17 protein-coding genes are annotated in these 18,864 nt (G+C 59.3%); 3 read left to right on the top strand and 14 right to left on the bottom strand.

Going from position 1 to position 18,864, the window contains the following annotated elements; all coding sequences use genetic code 11:
- Positions 1-54: 54 nt before the first annotated feature.
- The 9 genes from GAO09_RS12210 to pqqA all read right to left on the bottom strand — a co-directional run bounded on the left by GAO09_RS12210 (position 55) and on the right by pqqA (position 7,978).
- Entirely contained in the window at positions 55-1,644 is a 1,590-nt protein-coding gene (locus tag GAO09_RS12210; RefSeq protein WP_153354276.1) for a TRAP transporter large permease, read from the bottom strand.
- Between the two features lie 20 nt (positions 1,645-1,664).
- Positions 1,665-2,213 (bottom strand): TRAP transporter small permease subunit, encoded by a 549-nt coding sequence (locus GAO09_RS12205; RefSeq protein WP_153354275.1) that lies wholly within the window; start codon positions 2,211-2,213, stop codon positions 1,665-1,667.
- A 104-nt stretch (positions 2,214-2,317) separates the two neighbouring features.
- Positions 2,318-2,968 (bottom strand): two-component system response regulator MctR, encoded by a 651-nt coding sequence (mctR, locus tag GAO09_RS12200; protein ID WP_153354274.1) that lies wholly within the window; start codon positions 2,966-2,968, stop codon positions 2,318-2,320.
- Positions 2,965-4,353 carry a two-component system sensor histidine kinase MctS gene (gene mctS, locus GAO09_RS12195; protein WP_153354273.1) on the bottom strand — a complete coding sequence of 463 codons (1,389 nt, stop codon included), beginning with the start codon at positions 4,351-4,353 and terminating at the stop codon, positions 2,965-2,967. Before mctS ends, mctR begins: the two co-directional genes overlap by 4 nt.
- Before the next feature lie 378 nt (positions 4,354-4,731).
- Positions 4,732-5,877: a pyrroloquinoline quinone biosynthesis protein PqqE gene (gene pqqE / locus GAO09_RS12190; protein ID WP_338015077.1), complete on the bottom strand. Its 1,146-nt coding sequence runs from the start codon at positions 5,875-5,877 to the stop codon at positions 4,732-4,734.
- The gene (gene pqqD, locus GAO09_RS12185) at positions 5,874-6,173 is read right to left on the bottom strand and encodes a pyrroloquinoline quinone biosynthesis peptide chaperone PqqD (protein WP_153354272.1); all 300 of its coding nucleotides are present in this window, start codon (positions 6,171-6,173) and stop codon (positions 5,874-5,876) included. Before pqqD ends, pqqE begins: the two co-directional genes overlap by 4 nt.
- Positions 6,170-6,985: a pyrroloquinoline-quinone synthase PqqC gene (gene pqqC / locus GAO09_RS12180; protein ID WP_209018695.1), complete on the bottom strand. Its 816-nt coding sequence runs from the start codon at positions 6,983-6,985 to the stop codon at positions 6,170-6,172. The genes pqqD and pqqC overlap by 4 nt, the downstream gene beginning before the upstream one ends.
- On the bottom strand, positions 6,957-7,862 hold the full coding sequence (gene pqqB / locus GAO09_RS12175) for a pyrroloquinoline quinone biosynthesis protein PqqB (protein ID WP_235938078.1): 906 nt from the start codon (positions 7,860-7,862) through the stop codon (positions 6,957-6,959). Before pqqB ends, pqqC begins: the two co-directional genes overlap by 29 nt.
- A 20-nt stretch (positions 7,863-7,882) precedes the next feature.
- A complete protein-coding gene (gene pqqA / locus GAO09_RS12170) occupies positions 7,883-7,978 on the bottom strand; it encodes a pyrroloquinoline quinone precursor peptide PqqA (RefSeq protein WP_062461193.1) in 96 nt (31 codons plus the stop codon).
- 356 nt (positions 7,979-8,334) lie between these two features.
- On the opposite strand from pqqA, the gene GAO09_RS12165 reads away from it, so the two are divergent.
- From GAO09_RS12165 to GAO09_RS12155, 3 genes are all read left to right on the top strand, one after another.
- Positions 8,335-9,504, top strand: coding sequence for an HlyD family secretion protein (locus tag GAO09_RS12165; protein WP_324185526.1), 1,170 nt, complete (start codon positions 8,335-8,337; stop codon positions 9,502-9,504).
- 1 nt (position 9,505) lies between these two features.
- A complete protein-coding gene (locus GAO09_RS12160; protein WP_153354269.1) occupies positions 9,506-11,122 on the top strand; it encodes a DHA2 family efflux MFS transporter permease subunit in 1,617 nt (538 codons plus the stop codon).
- A gap of 104 nt (positions 11,123-11,226) precedes the next feature.
- Positions 11,227-11,580 carry an AraC family ligand binding domain-containing protein gene (locus tag GAO09_RS12155; RefSeq protein WP_153354268.1) on the top strand — a complete coding sequence of 118 codons (354 nt, stop codon included), beginning with the start codon at positions 11,227-11,229 and terminating at the stop codon, positions 11,578-11,580.
- A gap of 124 nt (positions 11,581-11,704) precedes the next feature.
- Here the strand turns inward: GAO09_RS12155 and GAO09_RS12150 are convergent, their stop codons facing one another.
- The 5 genes from GAO09_RS12150 to GAO09_RS12130 all read right to left on the bottom strand — a co-directional run bounded on the left by GAO09_RS12150 (position 11,705) and on the right by GAO09_RS12130 (position 18,576).
- Positions 11,705-11,884 (bottom strand): hypothetical protein, encoded by a 180-nt coding sequence (locus GAO09_RS12150; protein WP_153354267.1) that lies wholly within the window; start codon positions 11,882-11,884, stop codon positions 11,705-11,707.
- 172 nt (positions 11,885-12,056) lie between these two features.
- On the bottom strand, positions 12,057-13,544 hold the full coding sequence (locus GAO09_RS12145; RefSeq protein WP_153354266.1) for an efflux transporter outer membrane subunit: 1,488 nt from the start codon (positions 13,542-13,544) through the stop codon (positions 12,057-12,059).
- A 93-nt stretch (positions 13,545-13,637) separates the two neighbouring features.
- Positions 13,638-16,790 carry an efflux RND transporter permease subunit gene (locus GAO09_RS12140; RefSeq protein ID WP_153354265.1) on the bottom strand — a complete coding sequence of 1,051 codons (3,153 nt, stop codon included), beginning with the start codon at positions 16,788-16,790 and terminating at the stop codon, positions 13,638-13,640.
- A 10-nt stretch (positions 16,791-16,800) separates the two neighbouring features.
- A complete protein-coding gene (locus GAO09_RS12135; protein WP_153354264.1) occupies positions 16,801-17,976 on the bottom strand; it encodes an efflux RND transporter periplasmic adaptor subunit in 1,176 nt (391 codons plus the stop codon).
- Positions 17,977-18,021: 45 nt separating this feature from the next.
- The gene (locus GAO09_RS12130; protein WP_324185528.1) at positions 18,022-18,576 is read right to left on the bottom strand and encodes a TetR/AcrR family transcriptional regulator; all 555 of its coding nucleotides are present in this window, start codon (positions 18,574-18,576) and stop codon (positions 18,022-18,024) included.
- Between the last annotated feature and the right edge of the window lie 288 nt (positions 18,577-18,864).

The following is an 18,864-nucleotide window of genomic DNA, read 5'->3' as shown; positions in this document are numbered from 1 at the left end:
GTGTCCTCCTCCTCAAGGTTGATATGTGGCTGCCGTGTGTAATGCGGCCGAAGATCATGGGTTCTGTTGTGCAGGTGTTTCCGATGGTGAGCCGAAACTCGGCGTCGGCGAGCCGAAATCCGGTGCAGGGCTGCCGAAGGATGGTGGTGCCGGATCGCCCGAAGACTGTTCCGGTGCGCCGAACGGCTGGGTCGGGGTGCCGAACGGGTTTTCCCCACCCGCACCGGGCATCGGCACGTTGAGCTGGATGGTCGACGGATCGACTGCGACGCTGCCGGATTTGTAGTGCGTCACGAGGCCGGGGAAGGTGATGACAACAGCCACCATGACCAGCTGGATGGCGAGGTAGGGCAGGGAACCCATATAGATCTGCCCGGAGGTGACGGGCTGGATCGTCGCCCCGGTTATTCGGTCCTTGTAGGCCCGCGTCGGCGCCACGGATCGCAGATAGAACAGCGAGAAACCGAAGGGCGGATGCATGAACGAGGTCTGCATGTTGATGGCAAGCATCACGCCGAACCAGATCAGGTCGATGCCGAGAGCATCGGCGACCGGTGCCAGCAGCGGGATGATGATGAAGGCCAGCTCGAAATAATCGAGGAAGAAGGCCAGAAAAAACACCAGAAGGTTGGCGACGATCAGGAAGCCGATCTCGCCGCCCGGAATGGAGGTCATCAGGTGCTCGACCCAGACATGGCCGTTGACGCCATAAAAGGTCAGCGAAAAGACGCGCGCGCCGAGCAGGATGAAGATCACGAAGGATGACAGTTTTACCGTGGCATAAAGCGCCGACTGGATCATCGCCAGATTGAGCTTGCGGTTCATGGCGGCAAGTGCGAGCGCGCCGACGGCACCCATCGCACCACCTTCGGTCGGCGTCGCCACGCCGATGAAGATCGTGCCGAGAACGAGGAAGATCAGCACAAGCGGCGGCACCAGTGAGGTGATCACCCTGCCGAACAGTTTCCAGCCACGCAGCGTACGAGCCTGCGGCGGCAGAGCCGGAACGCTGGCAGGCTGCAGGAACGACATCAATATGATGTAACCGGAATAGGCTGCAACGAGCAGCAGGCCGGGCACCAGCGCGCCCTTGTACATGTCGCCGACCGAGCGGCCGAGCTGGTCTGCGAGAATGATCAGCACAAGGCTCGGCGGGATGATCTGCGCCAGCGTGCCGGATGCGGCAATCGTGCCGGCTGCAACACGGCGATCATAGCCGTAACGCAGCATGATCGGCAGCGAAATCAGGCCCATCGAAATGACGGATGCGGCAACGACACCGGTGGTCGCGGCCAGAATGGCGCCCACGAAAATGACGGCAAAGGCAAGACCGCCGCGGATCGGGCCGAACAATTGCCCGATCGTGTCGAGCAGGGCCTCGGCCATGCCGCTTCGTTCAAGGATCAGGCCCATGAAGGTGAAGAAGGGGATGGCGAGCAGCGTCTCGTTGGACATCTGCCCGAAAATGCGGTCGGGGATGGCGCCGAACAGGTTGATGGGCAAAAGCCCCATCTCGATGCCGATAAAACCGAACACGAAGCCGACAAAGGCCAGCGCGAAGGCGACGGGATAACCGAGCAGCAAGACGACGATCAGCGACAGGAACATGATCGGCGCGAGATTTTCCGCGAAAAATGCAAACATGTGAACGTATCCTGCTGGGTTTAAAGCGTTTTTGCTTCGGCGTCGGCAAGCGCCACCGCATCGGGTATGGCGCCGCGAAGGATGGCGATACGCTTGATCAGTTCCGATACGCCCTGAAGCGCCAGAAAACCGAAGCCCAACGGGATCATTGCCCAGACAGGCCACAGCACGAGGCCGCCCGTGTTGTTGGAGACTTCGCCGCTCTGGAATTTGGACAGGACGATCGGCCAGGACAGGTAGATGGTGATCAGGCAGAATGGCAGCAGGAAGAAGATCGTGCCGAGAACCTCGATCCACAGCTGCGTGCGGCGCGACAGCTGGCCGTAAACCAGATCGACCTTCACATGTTCGCTGCTGAGCAGGGTCCAGGCGGCAGCCAGCAGAAAGGCTGCCGAAAACAGGTACCATTGCGCCTCGAGCCAGGCATTCGAGCTGAGATTGAAAAGCTTGCGAGTGACCGCATTGATGGCACTGATCAGCACGGCGGCCAGAAGCAGCCAGGAAACGGCTTTGCCCAATAGGGTATTCATCGCGTCTATCGCACGCGACACGCTCAGGAATGCGGTCATGTTTTCTCCTCCCCGTGACAGCCGGACCGAAGGCCTGCCATCCAGCAATTGCTATCGCCGCCTCGCCACGCCGACAAGAATGCCGTGGCGCTAAATTACCATCCCTACCCAGTAGTGGGTATGTCCGCTTCTTGCGCCGCCAGACCGTTGTCGATCGCGAAACGGACAAGCCCGGCCGTCGTTGTGATGCCGAGCTTTTTCTTGACCTTCTTGCGATGCGTCTCGGCCGTCGCTTCGGAGATCGCCAGTGCCTGCGCGATGTCGCGGTTGCTGCGGCCGCTGGCGATCAACAACAGGACATCGTGCTCGCGCGTTGTCAGCAGTGACGATGCGGCATTGTCCTTTTTATCGAGAAGCGCGGCGGATACGCCCGATGAAAAATAGGTGCCTCCGGCCGCGACCGCCTCGATGGCCGAAATGATCTCGTCGGTGGAAACGTCCTTCAGGATATAACCGGACGCGCCATGAAGAACCGAGGTGGAGATGTATTCCTTGCTGTCATGCATGGACAGCATCAGGATTTTTGTCTGCGGCAGGTTTTCCCGAAAAAGCTCGATCGCCTCGATCCCGCTCATCTGCGGCATGTTGATATCCATCAGCACGACATCGGGTCGGGTCTGCACAGCCCGTTCCAGTCCCACTCGTGCGGTGGCTGCCGTGCCGACGACTTCTATATGGTCGAAGGTTCGAAGCAGCGCCTCCAGTCCTTCCAGAACGAGCGGGTGATTGTCGATGAGAAGCACGCGGATGGTCATGCCGCATCCTTTGTCTTGATGGCGGCGAGCGAGGCCGATCGTGGCAACATCGCCGTCAGCGTCGTGCCGTCTTCCGCGGAGCGGATCAGCAGTACGCCGCCGAAATGGGCCATGCGCTCCTGCATGTTGCGGATGCCGAGCCCGCCTTCGCTGCTGGCATTGCGTTTCGCACTTTTTTCGAAACCGCCGCCGTTATCGGACACTGTCATCCGCACACGGCCGGTAACTGTCCAGACCTTGATGTCGCCGCGCGTCGCACCGGAATGTTTTTCGATATTGTGCAGAGCCTCCTGCGCCACACGGTAAAGCGCTGTCGCCGCTTCCGGCTTCAGCGTATCGCGAAAAGGCGCGGCATCGAGCGACATGGCGATGCCCGTTCTCTCGAAAAATTCCGATAGCAATGCCTGCAATGCCGCTGAAAGCCCGAGATCGTCCAATGCTCTGGGGCGTAGATCGTGTGAAAGGCGACGGACTTCCTTGATCGCACCGTTCAAGGCGTCGGCGCCCTTGCCGATGGCCTGCGCCGCGTCGTTGGCTCCGCTTTTCACCTTGCGGCTGGCGAGATCGATGGCGTAGCGCACGCCGACAAGGTTTTGCGAGATACCGTCATGCAGTTCGCGGGCAAGCCGGGCGCGTTCCTGTTCCTGCGCGCCGATGATGCGTTTGGTCAGTTCCTTCAGCTTTCCGTCCGCCATCCGCCGCTCGCGCAGCGTCACCAGAATGCAGGCCGCAAACACGAGAAGCACCGAGGGCAGTGCCGTCAGCGCCACGATGGTGAATGTTCGGCGGATATTGGCGCGCAGATCGGCTTTCGCGGCTGCGGTCTGCAGAAAGACGTCATCGAGATAGACGCCTGTTCCCAGCATCCACTTCCATTTGTCGAGGCCGACGGCAAAGGAGAGCTTGTCGGCCATTTCGCCAGACGAGGGTTTTTGCCACTTGTACTGATGCAGGCCACCGCCGGCCTTCGCCTTGCCGATCAGGTTGGCGATGACGTGATCGCCGTCGGGATCGGTGAGGTCCAGCCAGTTGCGGCCGGGCCGATAGGTCTGCCGCGGATGGACGATATTGTTGCCGTCATAATCATAGGCGAAGAAATAGCCATCCTGCCCGTAATCGAGCGATGTCAGGATCTCGCGAACCTTTTCCTTGGCCGCCTCGTCATCCGGGCCTGCGGCCTGATAGATGCCCTGGATGGCCGACAGCGCAAGGTTGGTCATGTTCAGCAGTTCGGTTTCCTTGGCCTTGAGCATGTTTCGCTCGAAGGTGCCGATACTGCTGCCGATCAGATTGGCGGATTGCAGGGTAATGAACGTCGTCACCGTCAGGATGGCGACGATGAGCGGTATCACCGTCAGCGCGATGATCTGGTGCCTGAGACTCATGGCGCTCCTCCACGCATGATCGTCATTTCATATGGCCAATAATTTTCGGGAATCTCAAGTCGTTTACCACTGTTTCGAACAGTTGCCGCAATAACGTCTGACAGACGACTGGCGGCTACGACAGTAAACGTCGGCGAAATAACGGAGGTAGTACGTGAATACCGCGCCGATTGTTGACGCAGTCGAACGCTGTCCCTGATATCAAGGTGATTCTCTTGCCGGTATCCCAGTCGATGACGAGTGCGGATAACCGATCGATGATGTCTCGCGCGACCGGGAAAGCATGCCGGCTATCCTTGGTGCGTTTGAAGCGCGGTTGCAACGGGCCCGCAGGCCGGTTTGTCAGATCCGTCAAGCGGAGGTTCGCTTCACGTTCCCCTAATCTGCTTCAATCGATCTGCCACGATAGACGAACTCGGGTGGTTCGGCGCGGCTGTCTGCGTCCGCCTGCTCAACGAGAAGCTGCCGCATCGGAGAACGTATGCAGACCGGATCCGTCGCCGATGCGTCACCGGCCAGCGCCATGGCCTGACAGCGGCAGCCACCCATATCGATTGCCTTGCGGTCACAGCTGCGGCAAAGGTCCGGCATCCAGCTGTCGCCGCGATAGGCGTTGAATGCGTCGCTATCGTACCAGATGTCTTCAAGCGACATGTCCCGTATCGTCTGGAAGTTTAGGGACGGGATACTCTCTGCCGCATGGCACGGCAAAACCTTGCCGGATGGCGTAACGTTGATACCGGTGCGCCCCCAGCCGCCCATACAGGCTTTCGGGTAGGTTGAATGATGGTCGGCCGGAACATAATCGATAACGATGATGCCTTCGAGCCGCTTGCGGGCTTCGTCGACAAAAGTATTGGTGCGCAGAACCTGCTCTTTCGTCGGCATCAGCGCCTTGCGGTTTCTTTCGGCCCAGCCATGGAACTGTACGGTGGCGATCTCGATGCGCCGTGCATCGAGCGTGACCGCCAGATCCAGCATGTCGCCGATCTGGTCCATGTTCTGCTTGTGGCAGACGGCATTGACCGTGAGCGGAATGCCCGCCGCATGGGTCCATTCGGCAACGGCGATCTTGCGGGCATATCCGCCCTTGTATCCACCCACCTTGTCAGCCAGCGCAGGTGTCGATCCCTGGATGGAAAGTTGCAGATGATCGAGGCCGGCATCCGACAATTCCGCGATGCGTTTTTCGGTGAGGCCGATGCCCGAGGTTATCAGGTTGGTATAGAGCCCGGCCTTTGCGGCAGCGATCGTCAGTTCGACCAGATCGCGCCGCGCGGCCGGCTCGCCGCCGGAAAGGTGAAGGTGCAACACGCCAAGGGCCGCCGCCTGCTGGAACACGGAAATCCATTCTTCTGTGGTGAGCTCTGATTTTACGCCATCCAGTTCCAGAGGGTTCGAGCAATAGGGGCAGGCAAGCGGACAGCGATGCGTCAATTCGGCAAGCAGGGCGATCGGCGCGGGGATACGAACACGTCCCCCGTTCCATTCGCTCGTGCGCGCAATGCTGACATGCTCGTTCACGACTTAAGCTCCAGCATCCTGCGTTTGGAAAACTCGTCGACGAAGGCGATCATGTCGGACAGGATCTGATCCTTCGGCGCTTCGAACCTGACCGAAAACTCCGCGGCAATGGCGTCCAGAGTGCGTTCACCATCCAGTGCGTTGACGATCATGACAGCAATCTCATCGAGCGCCAGCGCCCGCTCCGGCGCCAGAAGGACGGTCTGGCCACGAACAGGATCTTCCCGCAGCCGCACGCCGCGGGCAAGTTTGGCAATGGTCTGAGACGTTACGGTGACGGCGGAAGGCTCGCTCATGAAACTGCAACTCCCTTGATGTCCTGCTTCAGCGCCGGCTGATCGAGATCGCCGATCACGCCTTCCTTGCCATCCCAGCCGCCGGGCGGAAGAAGGGCAGGGGAAACATAGGCATGATGCAACGCATCAAGCTGCGCCCACAAGACATCGGTCTTGAAGGTCAGAGCGGCGGCGGCGGCATCCTGTTTTTCCTTCGTGTCGGCATGATCCAGAACGTAGTTGAGGCCGAAGGCGACATCCACCGGCGCCTCATCGAGGCGTTTGCGGAAATAGGAAAGCGCCTCTTCATTGGCGAAGGCATAGTGTTCGATCAGGCCGGCAATGCGGTTCTTGTGAATGGTCGGCGCAAAGAGTTCTGTCAGTGAGGCGGCGACGGCGTCCAGCATCGGCATGTCGCGCACGAAACGCACATAGGCATCGCAGGCAAAGCGCGTGCCCGCCAGAACGCCGCGATTGGAGGCAACATAGTCGGGATCAAGGCCGACTGCTTCGGCCAGCTTCAGCCAGCGACGAATGCCGCCGCCTTCCTCGCGGCCGCCATCATGGTCCTCGATGCGCTTTCGCCATGCGCGGCGGATTGCGGCATCTTCGCAACGCGACATGAAGGCTGCATCCTTGAGCGGTATACGGCTCTGGTAATAGAAGCGGTTGATGACCCAGGCGCGAACCTGCGTGATCGTGCACTGACCGCCATGCAGCATGCCATGGAAGGGATGCTTGTCATGATAGCGGGCGTCGCCGATGGCGCGCAGCCGGGCTTCGAAATCGTTTCTGTTCCGTACTTCAGTCAAGGTCGATCTCCATCCCGTCATGTCCGACCTCGAAACCGGCGGCGTTGACGGCATCCCGTTCCGCGCCATTGCGCCAGATCGGGTTCGTATTGTTGATATGCACATAGACCATCCGGCCTATGTCGAGCTTCGACAGCGCCTCAAGGCTGCCGCCGTCGCCCGTAATGGGCATGTGACCCATTCTCTCGCCGGTCTTGATGCCGGTGCCAACGCGGATCATCTCATCATCGGTGAAGACCGTGCCATCGAAGAAGACCAGATCCGCACCGCGTATGCGCTCGCAAAGCCAGTCCGGCAATGTTGCACAACCTGGAATGTAATAGGCGCGCTTTCCTGCGGCAATGAACTCGATGCCGATTGTCTGCTCACCCTCAAGCCCCAGTTCCGGCTCGCCCTCTTCCAGGAAAAGCGCGACCTTTCCAGGTACGGCAAAAATGCGAGCTTCAAGCCCTTCAAGCGGCGAGAAATCCTCATCCAGACGGATCGCGTGGCGCTTGACAAAGGCCCGATCGAGCACCCGGAACACCGGATTGGCGTCGATGACGGCGCCGATCGCCGAGGTCGAGAAAAGATCGAAGGCCTGCTTTTCACGGATCGTCAGAAGCCCACCGATATGATCGACATCGGCATTGGTTATGATGACGCTCCTGATCGGGCTGTGGCGTAGTGCTTTCGGATGAAGCTGCGGCGTCTGCTGGATTTGCTGGCGAATGTCGGGTGAGGCGTTGAAGATCGCCCAGTTCTCACCATCAATGCTGACGGCAAGCGAAGACTGCGTCTGGGCGGCAAGTCCTGAAGACGGATCGCGGGCGGCGGCGCAATTGGAACAATTGCAGTTCCATTGCGGCAGTCCGCCGCCGGCGGCAGCGCCGAGCACGAGAAACCGGAGGCCGGTCATGAACCCCGTGCCCGTCATGATCAGAACAGAACCGGCTCGCTACCGTCTGCCGGTGCGTAACGGTTGATTTCCATGCCGCACGATACTTCAACAAACTTAGGTGCAGTCCATTTCATATTGATACTCCTTATTTCGAATAGGGGCCGAGGCCACCCGTTGAGGATATGGGGCCGAATTGCCAAATTGAAACAGCCCTCACGAACTCGTCAATGCTCACAAATGCCAAGTGTTCCTGAAGACATTGCCGAGGATATGCCGAAGTGGGACCTGGACGCTGGGGCCGCACGTGGTCAGCAAGCCTTTGACGACGAATAACGGTCGCGACGTGAACCGACATAATATGCTCGATTGTATCGAGATGTGCAGAAAAATCCGACATGGGGTGTCATTCGAGAACAGGCACTTGATCGGAACCCCTGCCGAATTGCCGCGTTGAAAATGATCTTTCCCATCATTTCAGCAGGGGCAAAACGTGGCTCAGGTCCAAGACACCGCACCGGACAACGGTACTGATCGCCAATCCGTTCTCAAAGACATTCGCGACAAGGACGCTACCGGCGATAAGCGAAAATCTGAGAAGGGTTCGGACGGAGAGAAACGAAAGTTTTCCTTCTTCAGGCGGCATCCCATTGCCACGCTCCTGACCGTCGTGGTGATCATTGCACTGGCGATCGTCACTTATTTTGTATGGCTAGTTTATTTCCATCCGTATGAGACCACCGATGATGCTTTCATCGATGCAAGAAGCTTCTCGATAGCCGCTAAGGTTTCCGGCTATCTCGAAGACGTCGCCGTGACCGACAACCAACATCTGGCCGCCGGAGCAGTGATCGCCAAAATCGTCCCCAGAGATTACCAGATCGCGCTTGACCAGGCCGACGGTCAGGTGGAAGCCGCCAAAGCCTCGATTGCCAGTGCCGATGCGCAGGTCGAGGTCAGCGATGCATCCATCGCCGAGGCTCAGGCGCAGCAATCTTCAGCCGAAGCTGCGCTTCAATTTGCCAGAGACGAGGCAAATCGCCAGCGCGAGCTCGTGCAAGGCGGTGCCGGCACCGTCCAGACCTCGCAGCAATCCGAATCCAACTTGAGGCAGGCGCAGGCCACGTTCAATCAGGCGGGAGCCAGCGTCACCTCGGCGACCAAGAACAAGGTTGCGGCGCAGGCGCAGCGGGCAAATGCGCTTGCGAGCCTCAAGCAGGCGCAAGCCCAGAGGGAAAGTGCACAGCAGAACCTGAACTATACCGAACTGCATGCGGAACAGCCCGGCCGCGTCGTTCAGCTCAGCGGGGCAAAGGGCCAGTTCGTGGAGGCCGGACAGGCGATCGCCATGTTCGTGCCGGACGATATGTGGATTTCGGCCAATTTCAAGGAAACCCAGCTGTCGGATATGCGTCCCGGCCAGTCTGTGGATCTCACCATTGATGCCTATCCCGCTCATGTCCTGCATGGCAGGGTGGCGTCGGTACAGCCCGGTTCGGGAACCGCTTTTTCTCTGTTGCCGGCGGAAAATGCGACCGGCAATTACGTGAAAGTGACGCAGCGCGTGCCGGTCAAGGTGACCATCGACGAATGGCCAAAGGACATCTCGATCGGCCCGGGAATGTCGGTCGTGCCGACCGTGACCGTTCGCCCGAGGAACTGAGATGGCGGGCGCAAGCGGGGTGGCGGCCAGCGCCGGGGGAGAGGGCGCTGGGGCCGGCCGCGTAACCAATCCGTGGATCGTGGCAATCGTAGTGGCGGTTGCCGCCTTCATGGAAGTGCTAGATACAACGATCGCCAACGTCGCCCTGCGCTACATTTCAGGCGGCCTCGCGATCAGTTCCGACGAAGCCAGTTGGGTGGTGACAACCTATCTGGTGTCCAATGCCATCGCGTTGATGGCCTCGAGTTTCATTGCACAACGTTACGGGCGAAAACGTTTCTACCTGATCTGCCTTGCCACGTTCACCATCTCGTCAGTTCTCTGCGGGCTTGCTTGGGATCTGCCGTCATTGCTGATCTTTCGCATGATCCAGGGTTTTGCAGGCGGCGGCATGGTGCCGGTATCGCAGTCGATCCTGACGGATTCGTTTCCGCCGGAAAAACGCGGGCAAGCCTTTGCGGTCTTTGGGATTGCTGTTGTTGTTGCGCCGGTCATCGGACCGACGCTCGGCGGCTATCTGTCCGACAATTTTTCCTGGCACTGGTGCTTTCTGATCAACGGACCGGTCGGCGTCCTGGCATTTTTCCTTGTTTACATGCTGGTTCAGGATCCGCCGTCTGCAGAGCAGGAACGCCAGAAGATGAAGCGTGATGGCATTCGCTTCGATATCGTCGGTTTCGCCCTGGTCGCTATCTTCCTTGGTGCGCTTGAGTTGGTGCTCGACCGCGGCCAGACCGAAGACTGGTTCGATTCAACGTTTATAATCGTTGCCACAGTCATCTGCATCGGGGCCTTCCTGGCCTCGATCCCATGGTTGATGACGGCGAAGAATCCCGCCGTCGATGTACGCCTGCTGGCGACACGACAATTCGGATCCTGTTTCATCGTCATGCTGGCAATCGGAGCGATCCTGATCGCTACGACACAGTTCGTACCGCAGGTACTCCAGGAAAATTACGGTTATACCGCAACCTGGGCCGGATTGGCGCTTTCACCGGGTGGTGTCGTCACCATGGTCATGATGTTCGTGACCGGGCGTCTGGTTACCAAGGTTCAGCCCAAATATCTGATTGCCACAGGTGCGGCGACCATCGCTTATTCGATGTGGTTCATGACCAGTCTTAATCCCGGGCTCAATTTCGGCTTCTTCGTGGAGTCGCGGTTTTTCCTCGGCATCGGTCTTCCACTGATTTTCATTCCCATAACCGCCGCATCCTATGACGGCCTCAAACCCGAACAGACAGATCAGGCCTCGGCATTGATCAATGCAGCACGAAACACTGGTGGCTCTATTGGCGTGTGTATTGCAACCAACGTTCTGGCGCACCGCGAACAATGGCATCAGAACATGCTGGTCGAGCACACCATACCTTCAGACCCTGCCTTCCAGCAGACGATGAAAACCGTAGAGGGCTATTTTACTCAACATGGCTCGACGCTTGCCGACGCCCAGAGCCGGGCGACCGGCTGGATCGGCGCTCAGGTGCAGACGCAGGCGAGTTTTCTCGCCTATATCGACGTATTCCATGTTCTTGCGCTGATTTCGATCGCCGTGGTGCCCTTGGCGCTCATCCTGCGCAACGTCAATCTGAAGGCGGAGAACACGAGCGCACATTAAAGCTGCCTTGTCTCGATCCTGCGACATGATGCCTCCGTTCAGGTCAATTTCTTGGCGTCGGCGATAGACGCCCTAATTCGGCTTCAGATAAGCGGGAGGTTGCAATGAAAGTTCAGAAATTCAGCCCATCTGATGCCGAATTTTCGCGGTCACCAGGTCAGACTGGAGATATCTATGTCGGAAATCTGGTGGACGAAAGGCACGGTGGGCCGATCACGATTGGCTATGGTCGCTACGCCGCAAACCAGAAGCTCACCGAGACGATGGCTGTCGATGACGTCATGATCGTGCTGGAGGGGCGAGTAGCTGTTTCGACAACAGCCGGCACACACATAGCTGGACCGGGAGATATCGTTTACATGCCGAAGGGCGAAACCGTAACGATCGTGACGGAAGGAGAGGGTGCTCTGACAGCCTATGTCACCTATCCGCATTGGTCGGAAGTTCATGAGGCATAGTGGCATCCACGGTGCTTGATACCAGCAGCGCGCAAGCCAAACTCAAAGCCTTCAGTTTGACTACACGCCCGAAAACCGATTTCCGGACGCTGCATGGTATTTCATCCTACCAGACTTGCTACTGTCACGCGGCAAGTCTGGTTTCTATTTCTTCATGTATGCGACCACGTGCTCCGAGCAGACGGTCAAGTTCGGTCCGGTCCGCCCCAAAACTGGTGATGAGCCTTTGCGCCTCACCCAGCTCGATCGAGTAACGGTCGCTAAGCTCAGAAGGCGTGTAGTTTTGAACAGTGTTGTCTTGCATAATAAACGAACTCCTTTCACTTAACCAACGACTGCCCCTTGGAGCAGTTCCTTCAAGTGTTGCAACAGCATGCAATCCTGCTTGAGCAGGTTCGGTGTTTCATGGTCAGGTCGGATTTTCCCGAAACGCGGCGGTGGCCGACGCTTTTTCTTTGTCAGACGCGTGCTTTAAATCAGTCTCGCGTCCTGCCGTTTTCCATTGTGGCTTTCGATGCTCTCTTTGCGACGACGGCTCCTGTCCATCCACCGCCCAGCGCTTTGTTCAGCGAGATATATGCGGTCGTTACGGCAAGCTGGCTATCAATCAGCGAAGCTTCGGCACTGTAAAGCTGACGCTGTCCGTCGAGCAGGTCGAGATAGTTCAGGACACCGGATTGATATTGCGCCGTAGAGGCGTTGTTTGCCCTGCGGTATGCATCGACGGCCACTGCAAGTTTTGCGGACCGGCGTCGCTGCTGCGACAGTGAGACGATGGCGTTTTCTACGTCTTCCATCGCGGTCAGTACCGAGGCTTCGTATGTCGCGAAGGATTCGTCACGGGCTGCTTTCGCCACCTCGAGCGCAGCCTTCAACTGCCCGCCACGGAACAGCGGCACCGTCACAGTGGGGCCGATCGCCCAGCCAATGGTCGAGCTCTTGGCAAGGTCACTGATGTGCAGCGCCGAGGATGCGATGTTGCCGGTGAGGCTGATCGCGGGATAACGCGCAGCGTCCGCGACACCGATTTTCGCTGTCGATTGCGCCAGCTGGCGCTCCGCCATACGCACGTCTGGTCGCGAAAGCAGAATTTCCGCCGGAATGCCAACTGGCATCGGGAATTGAGGTCGCGGAATTGGCCGGGATCGCGCCAGTTCAGTAGACAAACTGGCTGGCGGCAATCCCAGCAAGACACCAAGGCGGTTGACCGCCGTCGCCTTGGAAATTTCCTGGGTTGGCAGGTCAGCCTCCGTGGTCGCTGCCAATGCCTCGGCGCGTGCGACGTCGGCAGTCGTGCCAGATCCGGCTTCGAGTTTGGCGCGCGTCAGCGATGCGGACTGTCTCTGGGATTTTGCGGTGCGACTTGCGAGCGAGATTTTCGCCTGAGTGGCGCGGACCTGCACGTAATTTGCGGCAACATCGCCGATCAGGACAAGCATCGTATTGCGAAGTTCTTCCTCGGAGGCGTCGAGGCCGTATCTCGCAGCTTCCACGCTGCGACGTTTTCCGCCAAACAGGTCAAGTTCCCAACTTGCGTCAAACCCGCTTTTGTAAAGCGTCGAAATATTCTCTCCGTCAGCCGTTAACGCGTCCGCTGTCTTTGTCCGGGTGGCAGCCGTGGAAGTACCGATGGTGGGCGCGAGCGTACCGGCTTCCTGGTCCAGCGCGGCGCGTGCTTGACGCAGCCGCGCCTGAGCCATTGCTACGCTTCGGTTGTTTGCGATGGCGCGCTCAATCAGCGAATCGAGTTGAGGATCCCTGAGGTTCTTCCACCAGAATGCCAGTTCGGCAGGGCGAATAGCGTCCTTCGTTTTGGCGCCGTTCCATTCTGCGGGAACGAAAAGGGTGGGACGCTCATAATCCGGGCCAACCATGCATCCTGAAAGGAGGGCCACAATTGAAATGCAAAGGGACAGTTTGGCGAAGCGCTTGAACCGGCGGGGTTTGATCGTCGAGGCGTACATGGGAATTCCTGGAAGCAATATGTGAAGTGCCCCACTCCCGTAAGAATGGGAGAGGGGCTCCCGACCGACTGGGGATGATCGGTCAGTTTCGGTTCAGTGGCCGCTTTGACCTGAGGTCGAAGACGCCGCGCCGGCCTCGATTTCCTCCGTCTCCGGCCGCTTCGTCCGGGACAGCTTCAGGACGAAGACGAAGAAGGTGGGCACGAAGAACACGGCAAGCACCGTCGCCGAGATCATGCCACCAAGCACGGCTGTGCCGATGGCGTTCTGGCTGGCGGCACTTGCGCCCGATGCGATCACCAGCGGCACCACGCCGAGCGTGAACGCCAGCGAGGTCATGATGATCGGCCGGAACCGCAGCCGTGCCGCTTCCATGGCGGATTCCAGCAGCGGCTTGCCTTCGGCATAGTTGTCCTTGGCAAACTCGATGATCAGGATGGCGTTCTTCGCGGACAGGCCGATGATCGCGATCAGGCCGACCTTGAAGTAGATGTCGTTGGACATCCCGGCCGTCATGACGGCGAGAACGGTGCCGATCACGCCGAGCGGCACGACGAGGATGACCGACAGCGGGATAGACCAGCTTTCGTAAAGGCCCGCCAGCAGCAGGAAGACAAACAGCATGCTGATGCCGAACAGGAATGGTGCCTGCGAACCGGACTTGATCTCCTCGAGGGACTGACCTGTCCATTCGAAACCGATGCCGTCCGGCATCTCGCCCGCGAGGCGCTCCATCTCCGCGATTGCCGCACCGGAAGAGGTGCCGGGTGCCGGCTCGCCGGCAATACGCACAGTCGGATAGCCGTTATAGCCGACGATCTGCGGGGATCCTTTCTGCCACTGTGCGATAGCAAAGGAAGACAGGGGCACCATACCGCCGCTGGCGTTGCGCACGTTCAGCTTGAGCAGATCCTCGGTCTGCAGACGGTCGCGATCCTGAGCCTGTACGATGACACGCTGCATGCGACCTGCATTCGGGAAGTCGTTGATATAGGACGATCCGAGGTTTGCGGTGATCGTGTTGTTGATGTCGGCAAAGGTCACGCCGAACGTGTTCGCCTTCTCGCGGTCGATCACGAGCAGAACCTGTGCGGCATCCGGCAGTCCTTCGACGCGCATCCCGGTGAGGACGGGGCTCTGGCTTGCCTTCTCCATCAGCTCGGCACCCGCCGCCGACAGAGCTGCCTGTCCGATGCCATTTCGGTCCTGAAGGCGGAAGGCGAAACCGCCTGTCGCCCCAAAACCTTCGATGGCGGGCGGAGATAGCGCATAGCTGGTCGCATCCTTGAGGCCGAACAGGGCCATGTTGATGCGGTCGGCGATCTCCTGCGCGGAATTGCCTTCACCGCGTTCGCTCCAGTCCTTCAGCGTCACGAACATCAGGGCAGCGTTGGCGCCGCTTCCGGAGAAGCTGAAGCCCTGGATGGCGATGACATCCTTGACGGCAGGCTCCCCCTTGAAGATCTCTTCGATCTGTTCGACTGATGCCTGTGTGCGGTTGGCGCTGGCTTCCGGTGGTCCCTGGATGTCGACGATCAGATTGCCCTGGTCTTCGGCAGGAACGAAGCCCGAAGGCAGGTTCACGAACAGGTATCCGAGGCCGACGACGAGCGCGAGATAGATGACCATCATGCGGCCAGCGCGTCGCGTCATCCCGGTGGTGCTCTTCACATAGCCGTTGGTCAGACCATCGAACTTGCGGTTGAACCAGCCCGCCAGTCCCTTCTTCTCGTGATGGCCGCCCTTGATCGGCTTGAGGAAAGTCGCGCACAGAGCAGGCGTGAGCGACAGCGCCAGGAATGCCGAAAACAGGATCGACACGACCATGGTCAGCGAGAACTGACGATAGATGATGCCGGTGGAGCCGGGGAACATGGCCATGGGGATGAATACGCAGGAGAGCACAAGCGTGATCCCGAGGATCGCGCCGGTGATTTGCTTCATCGCCTTGCGGGTGGCGGCCCGCGGTGACAGGCCTTCCTCGGCCATGATGCGTTCCACATTCTCGACGACGACGATCGCGTCGTCGACCAGAATGCCGATGGCGAGAACCATGGCGAACATGGTCAGCACGTTGATGGAGAACCCGGTGGCGTACATGATCGCGCAGGTACCGAGCAGGGCGACCGGAACGACCAGCGTCGGGATGACGGTGTAGCGGAAGTTCTGCAGGAAGACGAACATGACGATGAAGACCAGCACGATGGCTTCAACGAGCGTGTGCAGAACCTTCTCGATCGATGCCGAGACGAACGGGCTGGTGTCGTAAGGCACGTCATACTTGACGCCAGTTGGGAAGAACTCGGACAGTTCCGCAAGCTTGGCCTGCACGGCAGCCGACGTCGAGACGGCGTTGCCGGTGGACGAAAGCTGGATGCCGACGGCAGCACTCGGCTGTCCGTTCAAGCGGCTGGAAAAATTGTAGTTTTCGGCACCCAGTTCGATGCGCGCCACATCCTTCAGCAGCACCGCGCTGCCGTCCGCATTGGCGCGCAGAATGATGTTGCCGAACGCCTTCGGATCGCTCAGCTGTCCCTGTACGAGGACCGTTGCCGTCAGATCCTGGTTGACCGGGTTGGGAGCCGCGCCGATCTGGCCGGCGGCGACCTGTGCATTCTGCGCGGTGATCGCAGCGTTTACGTCGGCGGCAGTCATGTTAAGGCCGACCAGCTTGTCAGGATCGATCCAGACGCGCATGGCGCGCTGGGCGGCGAACAACTGTGCGCGGCCGACACCACCGAGACGGCGGATTTCGCCCAGCACGTTGCGGTTCAGGTAGTCGCCGAGCGCGACCTCATCCATCTTTCCATCGGTCGAGGTGAGGGTGATCATCATCAGGAAGCCGGATGCGGCTTCCTCGACGGTCACGCCCTGCGAGGTCACGGCGGAGGGAAGGCGGGATTCGACACGACGGATCGCGTTCTGCACCTTGACCGAGGCCTGATCCAGATCGGTGCCGGCTTCGAATGTGGCGTTGATGCTGACCGAGCCGGACGTGTCGGAGGTCGACTCGAAATACATCATCCCGGTAACGCCGTTCAACTCCTCCTCGATCAGGCGTGTCACGCCCTGATAAATCTCCTGGGGCGATGCGCCCGGATAGGAGGTCGAGATGGTCAGCTGAGGCGGCGCAACCTTGGGGTACTGCGCAATCGACAGGAAGGGCAGGGCGATGATGCCTGCGATGGAGATGAACAGCGCAAAGACCCAGGCAAGGATCGGGCGGCTGATGAAGAACTGTGCCATTTGTCTTACCTTACTTGGCCGCTGCGGCTGGCTGCTGGTTGCCCGGTGCCCATGGTTCCGGCGCGACCTTTGCGTCCGGCTGCACCTTCTGCACGCCATCGACGACGACCTTCTCGCCTGCCTTGAGACCGCTTTCGACCACCCATTCCTGATCGAGCGCCTGACCGAGTTCGACATCGCGCAGCTTTGCCGTGTCGTCGGCCTCGACCACGTAGACCTGCGCCCGGCCATCCTGCGTGCGCAGCACTGAACGCTGCGGGATGGTGATCGCATTCTGACGGACCGCCTGCTCGACCTTGACCCGGACATACATGCCCGGCAGCAGGTCGCCATTCGGGTTCGGGAATTCGGCGCGCAATGTCACCTGACCCGTGGTGGAATCCACATTGGCGCTGGAGAACAGCAGCTTGCCCTTCTCGCCGTATGCGTCGCCGCCGTCGAAGAGGAGTTCGACGCTGGCTTGGCCCGGAGCGGGACTGGCGAGCTTGCCTTCGGTGACGGCGCGACGCAGGCTGAGAAGATCCTGGGCCGACTGGGTGAAATCAGCATAGACCGGGTCGATCTGCTGGATGAGCGCGAGGTTCGATGTGCCATCGGCCGTCACCAGGGCGCCTTCGGTGACGAGTGCGCCGCCGATGATCCCGGTGATCGGAGCCTTCACCTCGGTATATTCGAGATTGATCTTCGCTTCTTCGAGCGCGGCCTGCTGAAGGGCAACGTCTGCCTCGGCCTGCGCCAGATTGACGGCCGCGGTGTCGTATTCGATACCACTTGCGACATTGCGCTCACGCAGGGTCTTCTGGCGTTCGAGCTGGACCTTTGCGTTATCACGGGTGGCTTCGGCACGACGCAGTGTCGCTTCGGCACTCGCAACCCTGACTTTGAAAAGGCGCGGGTCGATGCGATAGAGAATGTCGCCTTCCTTCACCAGCGCCCCCTGTTCGAAGACGCGCTCCTGAAGGATTCCTGAGACCCGCGCACGGACTTCCGAGATTCGGGTGGCGGCGACACGTCCCGGCAGTTCGCTGACGACCGGGATGGGATGTGCCTTGAGATCGACGACACCAACGGAGGCAGGCGGCATCTCGCCCATATCCTGTGCAAGCGATGTGGTCGCCGTCAGGGCGATGATGGAGGTGGCAATAAGGCACGCCTTTAGGCGCGGCAGCTGGCTGCAGCGGTACATGATGTTTCCTTTGGATATTCGGATTAGGCCGTGTCGGCCAGCTTGTTACGTGTTGGGGTAGGTCGCGTAGATCGTTCGCACGCCCTCGAGGATTTTGGCCCGCTCGTCCTCGGTCCATTGATGGTAGGCAAAGAGTTCCGTGACGTAGATACCGGTCAGTGCGAGGTAGGCCATCAGGGCAGCCTCCGGTTTGGGGCCACCCGACATCGCCTCAAGGTCGACCAACGTCCAGTCGCGCATCAGCTTCTGAACCTTCTCGTCCTGTGAAACGGAAGCGCCGATCGCCATCGAGACCGCACGGTCGAGGTCAGTCATGCCTTGCTCCGCGGCTTTGATTCGGCCGAATAGTTCAGGATGCGGCGTATCCTTCGCTTTCTCCACCTCCTCCGCTTGCCGATCGATTTCGATCTTCATGCGACGGTCGATCAGTGCTTCGAGGAGCACACTCTTTGACTTGTGATCGTAGACAACGGTCGACTTGCTGACGCCTGCCTCTTGAGCCACGGCATCGATCGAAAGCCCGGCCGCGCCAAGCTTCATCACCACCCGTTCGGCTGCATCCAGGATGTCGTCCTTCATGATTTTGCGAATACGACCCACGTCACTCTCCACTTGCGTCACGTACGATTTACGAACGGTCGTATATAAAAGCAAGTAGAAAAACGATCGTTCGCATAAATTCAAATCAGCTGAAGGCAAGCTCTCCATCGACTGCCATGGGGCACTCGCCGCTCGTTTCGGCTATCGAAGGATCCTGTTTGTCAGCCTTTCGATGTTCGAGGACGATATCGGGAGCAATTAACGCGCTCCACCTCTGGATTGTCGTCGGCCCCGCCATCGATGGCATCTTGCACACGCGTTTCTAGCAGGGACCGGTCTTTATCGCCA

The organism is Endobacterium cereale (assembly GCF_009617585.1).
Classification (GTDB): Bacteria; Pseudomonadota; Alphaproteobacteria; order Rhizobiales; family Rhizobiaceae; genus Neorhizobium; species Neorhizobium cereale.
The sequence above is the reverse complement of the archived record's forward strand: the minus strand, read 5'-3'. Positions and strand labels throughout refer to the sequence as shown.